Genomic DNA, 14,066 nt, shown 5'->3' on the forward strand with positions numbered 1-14,066 from the left:
GAACCCCTTGTTTTCTGGATTTCCGAAGACTGGACGTTCAAGCTGAATCCGGATTTTCGCGCTGCCGACCCGTCGGCCGACCACCCCATACAATTCCAGGGCGCCCGCTCGGTGGCCAACCAATTCCGAAAGAGGGAAAGGTTACAGGGAGGCTTCATAGATATCTCCTAGGGAGTCCGCCGCTGCGCGAGCCGAAGCATCACCGGACCCGCGAGTCCCGCCGCTCCTCCGACGAAGAGAACGACGAGAAGAACCCAGCGGACAATTCCCAGTACGTCTCCGGGAGTGAATCCGCGCTTGGCGTCCGCGACGTTCTGCTGGGCTCCGGGTCCCGCGGAGGCGCCACCCGCGCCGCCGGGCGGGGCCGACGCCGACGGATCGGTTCCGCCGCCGCTCCCGCCGGTCGGGGACCCGCCCGCGGCGGCCGTGCCACCCGCGGCTCCCCCGGCGCCGCCCCCGGGTCCGGCCCCCGCGGAGTCACCGCCCCCGCCACCGCCGGCGCCGTCCGAGCCCGGCCCGTCGGTTGCCTCCGGCACCGCCCCGCGCTCCAGGTCGCCGGCGGCGGCCACGGCCTGCTTGCGCAGGTCGGCCGGGAGCGGCGCGTAGCCGTCGGGCAGCTCGCCCGCCGCGGGGCCCGGCGTCTGACCCGGTCCCGCGGCGTACCTGATGAAGTCCGCGTATGCCTTGCGGTCCTTCGCGTCCTGGTTCACGGACGCCGCGGCGTAGGTCACCGCGGTCAGCGGGTACGCCTGGCCCCCGGCCCGCGCCGGATCGGGTTCGAGCACACCGGTGCCGCCCGGCCACGGCCGCATGGCGCCGACGCCCGCCAGCAGCGTGTCCGCGGTGGGCTTCACGAACCGGCCGTCCGCGTTGCGCAGCGAGGCGGTCTTCAGGCCGTAGCGCTGCGCCGAGGCGGCGTCGACCACGGCCAGGGAGGTGCGCAGGCCGCCCGGAGCCAGGTTCTTGAGCTCGTTCTTGTTGATGGCCTGCGGATCGAAGACGATCTTGTTGTTGTTGTTTCCCCTGCGGGTCCGCACGGCGGCCTCGTGCAGGTCCTCCGTGTACGGGTCGAGCGCCGTGACCCCGTAGGTGGGCTTGTCCTCGGCCCACTGGAAGTCCTCGGCGTCGACGGCGATGGCGGTCGTCGGGTCGTTCTTGGGGAAGTCGGAGCGCGAGGTGTCGTCGGCCAGGTCCAGTTCCCGGAAGTAGGAGTTCACCCGCATCCCCCAGGGATCGGGCTTCCCGGACAGGAAGTCCCGGGCCTCCTGGTCCGACCGGAGCCATTTCCACAGCAGTCGCGTGGTGTCGGAGTTTCCGTTCGGGACCATGAGACTCAGTTGCCCCGACATCTGCTCGTCCCGGCCGAAGTCGGCGAACCCCGGATTCAGCGCCTTGAAATCGGGGTCGTCGAAATAGGAATAGGGGTTCCCGGCCACGTGCGCCGGCGTGGGTGAACTCTTGTTGAACGGCACGGTCCGCACATAGGAATGCGTGAGCATTTTGGCCACGAGCCGCGGAGTCAGTCGCATCTCCTGGAGCACACCGCTGGTCGCGCTCTCGACGGAGAAGCCGATCGCGAGCCCGGACACGGCCAACGGCGCCTGGACGACGTCCGGTTGGCCCTCCTCGTGGGCGACGGGGTCGACGGTGACACCCAGCAGCGGTGTCTGGCTCGTGGTGCTCGACACGCTGTTCCTGGCGAGTTCCTCGCTGTCCGGGTCGTAGGAGAACGCGCTGTCCGTGGTGGTGCACAGCTTCGGCTGCCACGAGGTGACGGCGTCCGTCGCCAGTTCGGAGCCGGTCACGGGCCGCTCCGCGCCGCCGGACGGGCAGAAGTCGTCCACGGGCAGGAAGTCCAGGCGGAAGACGATCCGCTGCGCCCAGTTCGTGGTGGACAGGGGCGAGCTCTGGAGCCGCGTGCCGCGTGCCGGATCGGCTTCGGTGCCGTTCGCGTCGTGGCTGCCGCGCGGGACCACGACCAGCCAGCAGGGGCGCGGAGCGGGAGCGGCGCCCGCGGCGGCCGTGTTCAGACCGCACCCGAGGTGGCCCGCCTCGATCCCGTCCTGCAGCTCGAACTCCGCCTCGCCGGTGCCGTCGGCGGCCGTGCGGTCGAGCGTCTGCTCGTTGGTGTCCAGCGGCCCGAAGTAGGTGTAGTCGAACGCGCTGGTGGTGGGGGGCTCCCCGCCGACGGGGCGGAAGGGGACGAAGGCGTCCGCGCCGGTGTACTCCGTCTCCGCGGGATCGGCGCCCGCCCCCGCGGTGCCGGCGACGACGGTCCGCGTCACGGCGTTGCCGCCGGCCTGCTCCTGGCTCCCGTACACGCACTGCTCGCGCCGGGGCCCGTCCTGGGCGTCGCCCCAGCACTGCATGATCTGCAGGTAGTTGGCGCCGGGATACGTCGGCGCCCCGCCCTCCCACGTGATCCGCACGCCCTGCGAGCGCAGGTTCGCGGTCTGGTGGACGGTCACCTTCAGCCGGGAGAAGTCGTCGTGGGTCCCCCTCGTCCCGGTCTTCGTCACCGCGGAGCCGTCCGCCGCCGCGGCCGGGGCCGTGACGGGCGGCAGCGGCAGCAGCGCCACCACGAGGCCGGCGAGCAGCAGGCCCACGGCGCCGAGCACCCGCGGCCGGGGCCGCGCCGGTACGGCCCTCATGCCGCACCTCCTCTGCGGCGGGCCCGGCCGGCCATCGCACGGGCGACGATCGGCGGCCCGACGACGACGCCCACCAGCAGTACGGCCGACAGGGCCATGAGCGCGGTCCGCAGCCCGAGCGCGTCGCCCGAGCCGAGGGAGACTGGGCTGGCCACGACGGAGGCGTCCCCGGCGGCCTGGTCGCCCAGCGGCACACCGGTGTCGGGGTCGACGGCGGCCCCTCCCGCCGTCCCGCCGGTACCTCCCGCCGCGCCGCCGCCGGTGCCCGCGGAACCCGCGCCGCCGGACGTGCCGGACCCGCCGCCGGTGCCCGTGCCGCCGGTGGTCACCGAGCCGCCGGTCGCACCCGAGCCGCCGGTCGTGCCGGACCCGCCCGTGGCACCCGTACCGCCCGTGCCGCCCGTGGCACCGGCCCCGCCGCCGCCCCCGTTCAGCGAGGTGTTCTGCCGCGCGCCGCCGGTGCCGGTGGCGCACTGGGTGGCGCCCTTCTTGTCGCACGCCTGCGGATACGGGGCGTTCTTCGCCAGCAGGTTCTTGCCGTCGCTGGAGAAGGTGGGGTTGTTGCAGTTCTTGATGCTGATGTCCGACGCCACGGCACCGGGGATCCTGCGGACCTGGTCCATGGCGGCCGCCACCAGGTTGACCGGCAGCGGCGAGTAGCCGAGCCGGTCGGCCTGCTGCTGGCCCTCGCACAGGAAGTAGTTGTCGAAGGCGCTGAGGGTGCGGCCCTTGGCCTTGGTGAAGCCCATCTCCTCCTTGGTGGGGACGATCATGTAGCTGTAGCTGGAGAGGGGATAGGTGCGCCGGTCCGCGAAGGTGTACACCTCGTCCAGGTTCTGGGTGAGGTAGGTGGCGGAGCGCGGGTCGTTGTTGATCCTCGCCCTGGTCAGGGCGACGGCCACGCTGGAGGCGGTCGGTTCGACGTAGTAGCCGGCCCTGTTGAGGACCTTGGCCACCGGGAAGCCCGCGTTCCTGGCGTAGGAGTACTCGACGTAGGTGATGGCGCCCTCGGCCTGGGACTGCCGGGTGTAGCCCGAGACACCGAGCGAGCTGGACTGGGCGACGAAGCCGGAGCCGGCGATCACCGGGAAGAAGGACGTCAGACCGCAGGGCGTCCGCTTGCCCGCGCGGCGGCAGTAGTCGTTCCACTGGGAGCCGTACTGCTTGGACATCCACAGGGTGAACTGCGCGGTGGTGCCGGAGCCGTCGGAGCGGACGACGGGGACGATACGGCGGGCCGGGAGGGCGAGCTGGGGGTTGTCCGCCTTGATCTCCGGCGCGTTCCACTGGGTGAGCCTGCCGGTGAAGATCTTGGTGAGGACCTCGCCGGAGAGCCGGAGGTTGGTGACCTGCCTGCCGCCGATCTTGAGGTTGTACATGAAGGAGGTGCCGCCTGCGACGATCGGCATGTAGGCGTACTTGCGGGTGGGCGGGGGGTCCTGCTGGCCGAGGTCGTCGAGTCCGTAGGGGATCTCGGACACGCCGAAGTCGGAGGTGCCGTTCTTGAACTGCTGGCGGCCGACGGTGGACCCGACCGACGCGTAGTTCACGGTCATGCCCTGCTGGCGGACGTTGCGGCGCCACTGCTCGATGGCGTTGGCGCTCCAGGTCGAGCCGGAGCCGCTGATCTTCGTGTAGCTCTCCGCGTAGGCGTTGGGCGGATGGACGGCCGGCAGCACGCAGACCGCGGCGGCGAACAGTGCCAGCGCCAGCGCCCGGAACGGGCGTCCGGCACGCGGGCGACGGACAGGTGCGGGTGTCACGGGGTGCTCCTCGTCGGTGCGGGACGGTCGGTCGGCCGGTCGGCGCGGGCGTACGCGGTGAAGCGCTTCGTGTCACGGAGGGAGGCCCGGACCCGGCGGTGCTCCTGGCGCCGGGTCAGCCGCCCCGGGCCACGGCCGCCGATGACACGGGCGATGACGAACAGGACGAGGACCAGCACGAGCAGCACCGCGGCCGTGCCGAAGCCACGGGCGACGTAGGTGGGCTCGGGGGACTTGACGAGTTCGAAGGCGGCCAGCGGCAGCGACACCATCGGGTCGTGCAGCGGATCGGTGTTGAGCTCCGCCGTGTAACCGGCGGTCAGCAGGACCGGCGAGGTCTCGCCCACCCCGCGCGCCGTGCCCAGGATGATCGCCGTGGTGAGCCCGGAGCGGGAGGTCGGCAGCACCACGTGCCACACCGTGCGCCAGCGCGAGGTGCCGAGCGCGTACGACGCCTCGCGCAGGGTGCCTGGCACGAGCCGGATCACCACGTCCGCCGCGCGGATGATGATGGGCAGCATCATCACGGAGATCGCGAGCGCGGCGGCGAGCCCGGAGCGCTCGAAGCCCAGCGCCAGGATGAAGGTCGCGTAGATGAACAGGCCGGCCACGATGGACGGCAGCGCCGTCATCGCCTCCACGATGGTGCGTACGAACCGGCTGAAGGCGCCCGGGACCTCGTTGAGGAAGACCGCGCACACCACGCCCGCGGGGACGCAGATCACCAGGGCAATGCCGATCTGCCACAGGGTGCCGACGATGGCGTGCAGGATGCCGCCGACGCCGAGCGGCTCGACGGGACCCGCGTCGGCCATCGACTCGGTGTAGAAGTTCAGGTGCGGCAGCGCGTCCCGGCCCTCGTAGAGGGTGTAGACGACCACGAACGCCAGCACGGCCAGCATCACCGCGCCCAGGCTCTGGACGACGGCGGCGGCCACCCGGTCGCGCACCGCTGGACCGTCCTCGTCGAAGGAGACCAGGAGCGCGTACAGCCCGATGAACAGCGCGTAGGCGATCACCAGGAAGCCCAGCGCGCCGTCGAAGGGCAGCAGCCGGTCGAACATCAGCCAGGTGAGGGAGAGGGCTGCCGCGGCGGCGCCCGTCATGGCGTAGACGTCGGTGGCGCGCAGCGTGGCCAGGTTGCGGCGCGACTCGGCGCGCGTGCCGCCGCGGCGGGGCAGGACGGTGCCCGCCGCCTGTTCCGGCGGTCCGGCGGCGTCCGTGCGCGGCCCCTGGTCGCCGGGCGGGCTCTGTGCGGTGGTCACGGTCATCGGCCCGGCCTCCTCAGGAGTCGCTCGCCGCGCCGGAGCGGCTGCGGGCGACGATCGACGATGCGGCGAAGTTGACGACGAGGGTCATCAGGAAGAGCGCGAGGCCCGCGGCCATCAGCGCCGACATGCCGAGTTCGCTCGCCTCGCCGTAGCGCAGGGCGATCAGCGAGGAGACCGAGCTGGTGCCGTTCTGCAGGATGTGCGGCTGGATCACGAACACCGGCGAGATGATCAGGTACACGGCGATGGTCTCGCCCAGCGCCCGGCCGAGGCCCAGCATGGTGCCGCCGATCATGCCGCCCTTGCCGAACGGCAGGACGACGCTGCGGATCATGCCCCAGCGGTGGGCGCCGAGCGCGTAGGCGCCCTCCCGCTCGCCGACCGGTGCCTGCGAGAACACCTCCCGCATCACCGAGCAGATGATCGGCGCCACCATCAGGGAGACGACCATGCCCGCGATGAAGGTGGAGGAGGTGAAAACGGTGGCGGTGGCGAGCGGGTCCCGCGGATCGGCGCCGTCGACCTCGAAGAGCGGTATCCACCCGAAGTACGTCGAGATCCAGCGGGAGACGGTGACCACGTGCCCCTGGAAGAAGAACAGGCCCCACAGGCCGTAGACCACGGACGGCACGGCGGCCATCAGGTCGACGACGCTGATGAGGGTCTGCCGGATGCGCGGCGGCGCGTACTCCGAGATGTAGAGCGCGGTGCCGAGGGCCAGCGGCACCGCGAACACGATGGCGACGAGCGCGATGAGGATCGTCCCCACGAGCACGGCCGCGATGCCGAAGCTGCCGCCCTCGGGCTCCCACGCCTCGGTGGTGACGAAGCCCCACTTCGCGATCGACAGCGCCTGCCAGGCCCGGTACGACAGGAAGCCGCCGACGAGCAGCATGATCACCAGAACCAGGGATCCGCCGCCCCGCAGGACGCCCCGGAACACACGGTCGGACACGCCCGGATCCGGGTACAGACGTCGCGGCGGCCGGTCCGCCGGAGTCGCTGGTCGCTCAGATATTCGCGTGGTCACGTGCCCCGAGGCTTCTGGGACGGAATGGACTCCACAGCGCACGAAAGTGAACGAGGCCACTCCAAGGGGCAACTTCCGGTGACGAACATGTGGTGATTCCACGTCGGCCGCCGGTCGACGCCCCCGTCACCGGCCGACGCCGGTCACCGCCGCCCGGCATCACCGCCGCCGGTCACCGCTCCCCGACGTCAGTCGTCGCCGTCCCACACGGTCAGCCGGCCCGCGCCGAGTTCCACGAGGAGCGCCCAGAAGCGGTCGTACGCCGTCCGGCACGTCGAGTGCCGCTCATAGGTCCGCGCGGACACGGCCGCGAGCCCGCCGCCGGAGTCCCGCAGCCGCCACGCCCAGCCGGTCCCCTCCTGGACGTGGTGCAGCTCGCCCTGCAACCCCTCGGCGTCGGCGCACAGCCGCTCGAACGCGGCACGGCACGCGCCGTGGTCCCCGTAGGACCGCGCCGCCACGGCGATCACCCGCCCGTTCGACGCGGTCAGCCGCCACCAGGAGGAACCGTCCGCGTCGATGTCCACGTGGCAGCGCGTGCCCGATAAGGCCGCGCCCCCCTTGAGTCCTGCCATCCCCACCCCTGTCGGCTCGTGTCGCGGGACGTCGTGTGCGCCGTTCGCAGCCGAGCGCCCCGACGACAAACGCAGGGTAAAGACGCACGTGCGACACGTGGTCGCCCGTTCGAGTCCACAGGGCTTGATTCACACAAAGGTTGTCTCGCATTCATCTTTCCGCCCCGGGGCGCCCACGGCCGGAACGTTCCGGCCGCGCGGGCCGGACCCGCCGGCGAGGGCACGGCACGGCCCGTGGCCGCCGGGTCGGCTGAAATTCGGATCGAATTTCTCCTTCGGTCTCCCGGGAAATCGATAAGGTCGATATTCGGCACTGTTTCCCCGGCAGGGAAATCCGCAGCCCATCACGATCTTTCGACAAAAGCGTTCCTAAATCTCCACAGGATGACTACGCTGCACACGTCAATTCGGGTCTGCCCGGGGGAAAGGGGCAGACTCCGGCTCTCATCCTTGGGGAATTCGCATGCGCATACACGCTGCCGTCGCCGCCGCGACCGGCGCCCTGGCCCTGTCCGCCCTCGCCGTTCCCACCGCACACGCGGACGAGACGTTCGGCGACACCAAGATCACGGGCGTCGTGGTCAACGGCGGCCGGCCGGTCGTCCTCGGTACGGACGCGAGAACCGTCACCGTCAAGGTCACCGCGACCGACCCGGCCGGCTTCGACGAGATCAACGCCACGCTGTACCACGGCTCCTACGGCGCCCAGGACGCCACCGTGCCCGCGGCGGCGGCCTGCGGGCCGACGACCGCCACGACCAGCACCTGCACGCTGACCTTCACCCTCACGCCCGGCACCGTCCCGGCCGACGGCACGCTGGCCGGCGCCTGGTCCGTCAGCGCCTACGCGCTCGCCTCGGACAGCGACGCGGTGTTCCTGGACAACGCCGCCGGCCTCACCGTGCAGCGGGACACCCGGGTCACCGTCGACGCCACGCCCGAGCGGGTGGCGCGGGGCCGCAGCATCACCGTCACGGGCGGGGTGCGCCACGCCGACTGGGCGACCGGCGCCTACGCCGCCGCGGCGGCCGGCCGGCCCGTGGAACTCCAGTTCCGCGCGGAGGGCTGCTCCTCCTACACCACCGTCAAGACCGTCAGGACCGCCGCGGACGGCACCCTCTCCACCACCGTCCGGGCGTCCTCCGACGGCTCCTACCGCTGGTCCTACGCCGGTACGGCCGACACCGCGCCGGCCGTGTCGACGGGCGACTTCGTCGACGTGCGCTGAACCTCGTCATTCCTGAAAGCAAAGGATGACACAGGCGCACCGCACGGCATTCTCCCGTGCGGTGCGCCGCTCCTTTTCCGCACCGGCCCTCCGGTATTCCCCACGTCGGGAAATACCGGAGAGCCGGTGCGGTTTCCCGCGTGCCCGGTGATTCAGCCCTGCGCCCACAACTCCGGACCCGCCACGGCCAGCCCGGGTAACAAGGTGCGGAAGCGTTCGTACGCGGAACGGCATGTGGCGTGGCGTTCGTACGTGCGTGCCGACCGGGCCAGGTGACGGCCCGCGGTGTCCCAGAGCACCCACACCCAGCCGCCGCCCTCGGAGCTGTGCTGGATGCCGCCGCCCATGTCCGCGTGGCCGCTGCACAGCCGGTGGAACGCGGCGCGGCAGCGCGCGTGGGTGTCGTAGGAGTTCAGCGACACCGCCACCGAGCGCCCGTTGACCGCCACGAGCCGCCAGCCGAATCTGCCGTCGCCGTCGATGTCGACCTGGCACCTGATCCCCGCCGCAGCGGCGGCAGGTCTTCCCGTCGCGTTGGAACGGTCCATTTCCCCACCCCCGCCACCCCTTCGAAGAGTAAAACCCGCAGGTACGGCGCTATGGGGCGGCAGGAGAAATCTACTGAGCCAGGCGTGACAGCGCGCGGACAAAAGTGACGGCCGCAACCATGCTTCATGTCGAAGTATCCCCTAGGCAACCCCTAGGAAAGACAGCCGGAAAGCGCTCACCGTCCATGCACCTGGCATGTGCCCAAGGACGCGGAGCCCAACGGGAGACGACCGACCCCGGCCGCGCGGGGCGTGAGACGGGGATGAGGTGGGGCCGCGGGGCGGGGCGGCGCGGGGCGCGGGGGCGGCGCGTGGAGAGCACGCGCGGGACGGCCACCGATCAGCCGTGTGAACAACGCTGCAGGTCAATACACCTAGGCCGCCCCTCGCCCCGCGGCCGACCATCCGCTGCATCGGCGGCCACTCAACCAGCGCCCGTCGCTCCCTCGGCGGGCGCACGTCGCCCCGTCGGCAGGCACCCGTCACTCCCCCGCCGCCCGCTCAAACGGCGCCCCGCTCCTCGGCCGACCGCCCGGTCGGCGCCCACCGCTTGCTCGGCCGACCCCTCAGTCCATCGGCGGGCACCTGAACCAGCACCTTTGCCCCCTCGCCCACCGCCCGGCCAACACCCCGCTCTCTCGGCCGGCCGCGCGGCCGGGGCTCGCCGGTCGTCAGGCGATCGCGAACAGGATCGCCAGCAGGATCGCTCCGGCCACCGCGGGTGCCATGACCTCGTAGGCCCAGCGGACCGTGACCTCGCCCTGCGCCGACTCCTCGTGCTCCCTGCGTTCCAGCGTCTCGCGCAGGTCGTCCATCACCCTGTCGCCCTCGGCGCGGATCGGCCCGGTGTGACCGGCGACGTCCCGCGCACCCCCGCCGAACCCACCGAGCCCGCCGAACCCTCCGAGACCGCCACCGAGGCCGCCCGACCGGCGCCCGCCGCGCCCCGCCGCGCCGTCCTGGGCCGCTGCCGCCGCCCTGGCCTCCCGGTTCGCCGCCCTCTTGCGGGCCCGCAGCGACACGGGCACCGCCCACAGCTGGTACTTGGCGCCGGACTTGACGACGACCTCGTTGGAGTAGCCGGAGCGCAGCGAGGCGATCTCGCCCCAGGGCAGCGTGATCACACGGAACGGGTTGCGCACCTTCAGCCGGTCCTCGCCGGAGAAGACGGCCGGGCGCAGGCTGAAGGCGATCACGAGGGGCACGGCGAGGATCAGACCCGCCAGCGCCATCCAGGGGGCGTGCCCGTGTCCCGTGACCAGGGCGTCGATGCCCAGCCACAGGATGATGACGAGCAGCAGCACACCGCCCACCAGCCCGGAGGGCGAGCGATGGACCCGGTCCCTGGCGGCGGGCGCCGGGGGCTGGGGCGGGGGCGACTGGTCGTCGGGAGTCGTCATGCTGCGATTCTGCCCCACGCCCCCGAGAACCGACCGACCGACCGGGTTCGCCCACGCCCGGCGGGGGGTGCGGGACCTGGGAACGCCGGGCGCCGGAACGCCGAACAACAGGGCGCCGGACAGCGAGGCCCCGGGCACCGGACAGTGAGGCCCCGGGCGCCGGGTCACCGGGCGCCCGGTGACGGACCGGCAAGGCTCCGCAGGACTCCGCAGGAGAACGTCCCCCGGCCTGTACAGCCGCTACGCGCGTAGATATGCTCGCCTGGTGACCATGCCCACTACTCCACCCGCTCACGCTCTCGCCGACGTCACCGCGTCCGACAGCACGCTGCGCCGCTTCCTGCACGGGCTGCCCGGCGTCGACGCGGTCGGCCTGGAGGCGCGCGCCGCCTCCCTCGGCACCCGTTCCATCAAGACCACCGCGAAGGCGTACGCCATCGACCTCGCGATCTCGATGGTCGACCTGACGACGCTGGAAGGCGCGGACACCCCGGGCAAGGTCCGGGCGCTCGGCGCCAAGGCGGCCCACCCCGACCCCACCGACCGGACGACGCCCACGACCGCGGCCGTCTGCGTCTACCCCGACCTGGTGGCCGTCGCCAAGGAGGCCGTCGCCGGGTCGGGCGTCAAGGTCGCCTCCGTCGCCACCGCCTTCCCCTCCGGCCGCTCCGCGCTCGACGTGAAGCTGGCCGACGTGCGGGCCGCCGTGGCCGCGGGCGCGGACGAGATCGACATGGTCATCGACCGCGGGGCGTTCCTCGCGGGCCGCTACCTCCAGGTGTTCGACGAGATCACCGCCGTGAAGGAGGCGTGCGGCGCGAACGCCCGGCTGAAGGTCATCTTCGAGACCGGCGAGCTGTCGACGTACGACAACATCCGCCGCGCGAGCTGGCTCGGCATGCTGGCCGGGGCCGACTTCATCAAGACGTCGACCGGCAAGGTCGCCGTCAACGCGACTCCCGCGAACACCCTCCTCATGCTGGAGGCCGTGCGCGACTTCCGCGCCCAGACCGGCGTCCAGGTCGGCGTGAAGCCCGCCGGCGGCATCCGCACCAGCAAGGACGCCGTCAAGTTCCTGGTCCTGGTCAACGAGACCGCCGGCGAGGACTGGCTGGACAACCACTGGTTCCGCTTCGGCGCCTCCTCGCTCCTCAACGACCTGCTGATGCAGCGTCAGAAGCTGGCCACCGGCCGCTACTCCGGCCCCGACTACGTGACGGTGGACTGATCATGGCTTTTGAGTACGCCCCCGCGCCCGAGTCCCGCGCGATCGTCGACATCGCGCCCTCGTACGGCCTGTTCATCGACGGCGAGTTCACCGACGCGGCCGACGGCAAGGTCTTCAAGACCGTCTCCCCCAGCACCGAGGAGGTGCTGTCCGAGGTCGCCCTGGCCGGCGCCGAGGACGTGGACCGCGCGGTGCGGGCCGCCCGCAGGGCGTTCGAGAAGTGGTCGGCGCTGCCCGGCTCCGAGCGCGCCAAGTACCTGTTCCGCATCGCCCGGATCATCCAGGAGCGCAGCCGCGAACTGGCCGTCCTGGAGACGCTGGACAACGGCAAGCCGATCAAGGAGACCCGCGACACGGACCTCCCGCTGGTCGCCGCGCACTTCTTCTACTACGCGGGCTGGGCGGACAAGCTCGGCCACGCCGGGTTCGGCCGGAGGACGACGGATGGACACAGCGGCGTGAATCCGCGTCCGCTCGGCGTCGCGGGCCAGGTCATCCCGTGGAACTTCCCGCTGCTGATGCTGGCGTGGAAGATCGCCCCGGCGCTGGCGACCGGCAACACGGTCGTCCTCAAGCCCGCCGAGACCACCCCGCTGTCGGCCCTGTTCTTCGCGGACGTCTGCCGCCAGGCGGGCCTGCCCAAGGGTGTCGTCAACATCCTTCCCGGGTACGGCGACACGGGCGCCGCGCTCGTCGCGCACCCGGACGTGAACAAGGTCGCGTTCACCGGCTCGACGGCCGTCGGCAAGGAGATCGCGCGCACGGTCGCGGGCACGGACAAGAGGCTCACGCTCGAACTGGGCGGCAAGGGCGCCAACATCGTCTTCGACGACGCCCCGATCGACCAGGCCGTCGAGGGCATCGTCGCCGGCATCTTCTTCAACCAGGGCCAGGTCTGCTGCGCGGGCTCCCGGCTGCTGGTGCAGGAGTCGATCCACGACGAGCTGCTCGACTCCCTGAAGCGCCGCCTGACGACGCTGCGCCTCGGCGACCCGCTCGACAAGAACACGGACATCGGCGCGATCAACTCCGCCGAGCAGCTGGCCCGGATCACCGCGCTGGCCGAGCAGGGCGAGGCGGAGGGCGCCGAGCGCTGGTCCCCGGCCTGCGAACTCCCGTCGTCCGGCTACTGGTTCGCGCCGACGCTGTTCACGAACGTCACCCAGGCCCACACCATCGCCCGTGACGAGATCTTCGGCCCGGTCCTGTCGGTGCTGACCTTCCGCACCCCGGACGAGGCCGTCGCCAAGGCCAACAACACGCAGTACGGCCTGTCCGCGGGCATCTGGACGGAGAAGGGCTCGCGCATCCTGGCCGTCGCGAACAAGCTGCGCGCGGGCGTCGTCTGGTCCAACACGTTCAACAAGTTCGACCCGACCTCGCCGTTCGGCGGTTACAAGGAGTCCGGTCACGGCCGCGAGGGCGGTCGTCACGGTCTGGAGGCGTACCTCGATGTCTGACGAACGACTTTCCGTCTTCAAGACCTACAAGCTGTACGTGGGCGGCAAGTTCCCGCGTTCCGAGAGCGGCCGGGTGTACGAGGTGACGGACTCGAAGGGCAAGTGGCTGGCGAACGCGCCCCTCTCCTCCCGCAAGGACGCCCGTGACGCGGTCGTGGCCGCGCGCAAGGCGTTCGGCGGCTGGTCGGGCGCGACGGCGTACAACCGCGGGCAGGTCCTCTACCGCGTCGCCGAGATGCTGGAGGGCCGGCGCGAGCAGTTCACGCGCGAAGTGGCCGACGCGGAGGGCCTGTCCAGGTCCAAGGCCGCCGCCCAGGTCGACGCGGCGGTCGACCGCTGGGTCTGGTACGCGGGCTGGACCGACAAGATCGCGCAGGTGGTCGGCGGCGGCAACCCGGTCGCGGGCCCGTTCTTCAACCTCTCCTCGCCCGAACCGACGGGCGTGGTCGCGGTCCTGGCCCCGCAGGAGTCGTCGTTCCTCGGCCTGGTCTCGGTGCTCGCCCCGGTGATCGCGACCGGTAACACGGCGGTGGTCGTGGCGTCCGAGGGGTCGCCGCTCCCCGCCCTCTCCCTGGCCGAGGTGCTGGCCACGTCCGACGTGCCCGGCGGTGTCGTCAACGTCCTGTCCGGCCGTACGGCGGAGATCGCGGCGCCCCTGGCCGCGCACCAGGACGTCAACGCGATCGACCTCGCCGGAGCCGACGAGGTGCTGGCCAAGGAGCTGGAGATCGCGGCGGCGGACAACCTGAAGCGCGTCCTGCGTCCACAGCCTGTGGACAACTGGACGGAGACGCCGGGGACCGAACGGATGACGGCGTTCCTGGAGACGAAGACGGTCTGGCACCCGACAGGCGCCCTGGGCGTATCGGGCTCGTCGTACTGACGGGTCCTGGCGGGTCCTGACGTCCTGGC

General features: G+C 71.7%; 11 protein-coding genes. 4 read left to right on the forward strand and 7 right to left on the reverse strand.

The features are described 5' to 3' along the window. Positions 1 to 167: 167 nt before the first annotated feature. The 5 genes from AB0F77_RS01475 to AB0F77_RS01495 form a co-directional block, all read right to left on the reverse strand. Positions 168 to 2,651 carry a hypothetical protein gene (locus AB0F77_RS01475; protein WP_361939511.1) on the reverse strand — a complete coding sequence of 828 codons (2,484 nt, stop codon included), beginning with the start codon at positions 2,649 to 2,651 and terminating at the stop codon, positions 168 to 170. Beyond that, the gene (pstS, locus tag AB0F77_RS01480) at positions 2,648 to 4,414 is read right to left on the reverse strand and encodes a phosphate ABC transporter substrate-binding protein PstS (RefSeq protein ID WP_361939514.1); all 1,767 of its coding nucleotides are present in this window, start codon (positions 4,412 to 4,414) and stop codon (positions 2,648 to 2,650) included. The genes AB0F77_RS01475 and pstS overlap by 4 nt, the downstream gene beginning before the upstream one ends. Further along, the gene (pstA, locus tag AB0F77_RS01485; protein WP_361939517.1) at positions 4,411 to 5,685 is read right to left on the reverse strand and encodes a phosphate ABC transporter permease PstA; all 1,275 of its coding nucleotides are present in this window, start codon (positions 5,683 to 5,685) and stop codon (positions 4,411 to 4,413) included. Before pstA ends, pstS begins: the two co-directional genes overlap by 4 nt. Before the next feature lie 13 nt (positions 5,686 to 5,698). Beyond that, positions 5,699 to 6,640 (reverse strand): phosphate ABC transporter permease subunit PstC, encoded by a 942-nt coding sequence (gene pstC, locus AB0F77_RS01490; protein ID WP_361939520.1) that lies wholly within the window; start codon positions 6,638 to 6,640, stop codon positions 5,699 to 5,701. Between the two features lie 263 nt (positions 6,641 to 6,903). Beyond that, positions 6,904 to 7,290 carry a hypothetical protein gene (locus AB0F77_RS01495; protein ID WP_361939523.1) on the reverse strand — a complete coding sequence of 129 codons (387 nt, stop codon included), beginning with the start codon at positions 7,288 to 7,290 and terminating at the stop codon, positions 6,904 to 6,906. Positions 7,291 to 7,753: 463 nt separating this feature from the next. Between AB0F77_RS01495 and AB0F77_RS01500 the strand changes: the two genes are divergently transcribed. Next, positions 7,754 to 8,518, forward strand: coding sequence for a calcium-binding protein (locus AB0F77_RS01500; protein ID WP_361939526.1), 765 nt, complete (start codon positions 7,754 to 7,756; stop codon positions 8,516 to 8,518). Positions 8,519 to 8,670: 152 nt separating this feature from the next. On the opposite strand, the gene AB0F77_RS01505 is transcribed toward AB0F77_RS01500, so the two are convergent. Together AB0F77_RS01505 and AB0F77_RS01510 are read right to left on the reverse strand one after the other, a co-directional pair. Further along, positions 8,671 to 9,066 (reverse strand): hypothetical protein, encoded by a 396-nt coding sequence (locus AB0F77_RS01505; protein WP_361939529.1) that lies wholly within the window; start codon positions 9,064 to 9,066, stop codon positions 8,671 to 8,673. A 671-nt stretch (positions 9,067 to 9,737) separates the two neighbouring features. After that, the gene (locus AB0F77_RS01510; RefSeq protein ID WP_361939532.1) at positions 9,738 to 10,466 is read right to left on the reverse strand and encodes a PH domain-containing protein; all 729 of its coding nucleotides are present in this window, start codon (positions 10,464 to 10,466) and stop codon (positions 9,738 to 9,740) included. A gap of 271 nt (positions 10,467 to 10,737) precedes the next feature. Between AB0F77_RS01510 and deoC the strand changes: the two genes are divergently transcribed. Genes deoC through AB0F77_RS01525 form a run of 3 tightly spaced genes read left to right on the forward strand, consistent with a single transcriptional unit; the run spans position 10,738 to position 14,037 of the window. Beyond that, the gene (gene deoC, locus AB0F77_RS01515) at positions 10,738 to 11,694 is read left to right on the forward strand and encodes a deoxyribose-phosphate aldolase (protein WP_361939663.1); all 957 of its coding nucleotides are present in this window, start codon (positions 10,738 to 10,740) and stop codon (positions 11,692 to 11,694) included. Then, entirely contained in the window at positions 11,691 to 13,154 is a 1,464-nt protein-coding gene (locus AB0F77_RS01520) for an aldehyde dehydrogenase family protein (protein ID WP_361939666.1), read from the forward strand. The genes deoC and AB0F77_RS01520 overlap by 4 nt, the downstream gene beginning before the upstream one ends. Further along, entirely contained in the window at positions 13,147 to 14,037 is an 891-nt protein-coding gene (locus AB0F77_RS01525; RefSeq protein WP_361939535.1) for an aldehyde dehydrogenase family protein, read from the forward strand. Before AB0F77_RS01520 ends, AB0F77_RS01525 begins: the two co-directional genes overlap by 8 nt. The last annotated feature ends 29 nt before the right edge of the window (positions 14,038 to 14,066 follow it).

The organism is Streptomyces sp. NPDC026672 (genome assembly GCF_040638185.1).
Lineage (GTDB): Bacteria > Actinomycetota > Actinomycetes > Streptomycetales > Streptomycetaceae > Streptomyces.

What these genes read in the sequence shown, in the direction of transcription:
- AB0F77_RS01525 (WP_361939535.1), top strand. Translation starts at nt 13,147, where the DNA reads ATGTCTGACGAACGACTTTCCGTCTTCAAGACCTACAAGCTGTACGTG.
- AB0F77_RS01475 (WP_361939511.1), bottom strand. Translation starts at nt 2,651, where the DNA reads ATGAGGGCCGTACCGGCGCGGCCCCGGCCGCGGGTGCTCGGCGCCGTG.
- deoC (WP_361939663.1), top strand. Translation starts at nt 10,738, where the DNA reads ATGCCCACTACTCCACCCGCTCACGCTCTCGCCGACGTCACCGCGTCC.
- AB0F77_RS01500 (WP_361939526.1), top strand. Translation starts at nt 7,754, where the DNA reads ATGCGCATACACGCTGCCGTCGCCGCCGCGACCGGCGCCCTGGCCCTG.
- AB0F77_RS01495 (WP_361939523.1), bottom strand. Translation starts at nt 7,290, where the DNA reads ATGGCAGGACTCAAGGGGGGCGCGGCCTTATCGGGCACGCGCTGCCAC.
- AB0F77_RS01505 (WP_361939529.1), bottom strand. Translation starts at nt 9,066, where the DNA reads ATGGACCGTTCCAACGCGACGGGAAGACCTGCCGCCGCTGCGGCGGGG.
- pstA (WP_361939517.1), bottom strand. Translation starts at nt 5,685, where the DNA reads ATGACCGTGACCACCGCACAGAGCCCGCCCGGCGACCAGGGGCCGCGC.
- AB0F77_RS01510 (WP_361939532.1), bottom strand. Translation starts at nt 10,466, where the DNA reads ATGACGACTCCCGACGACCAGTCGCCCCCGCCCCAGCCCCCGGCGCCC.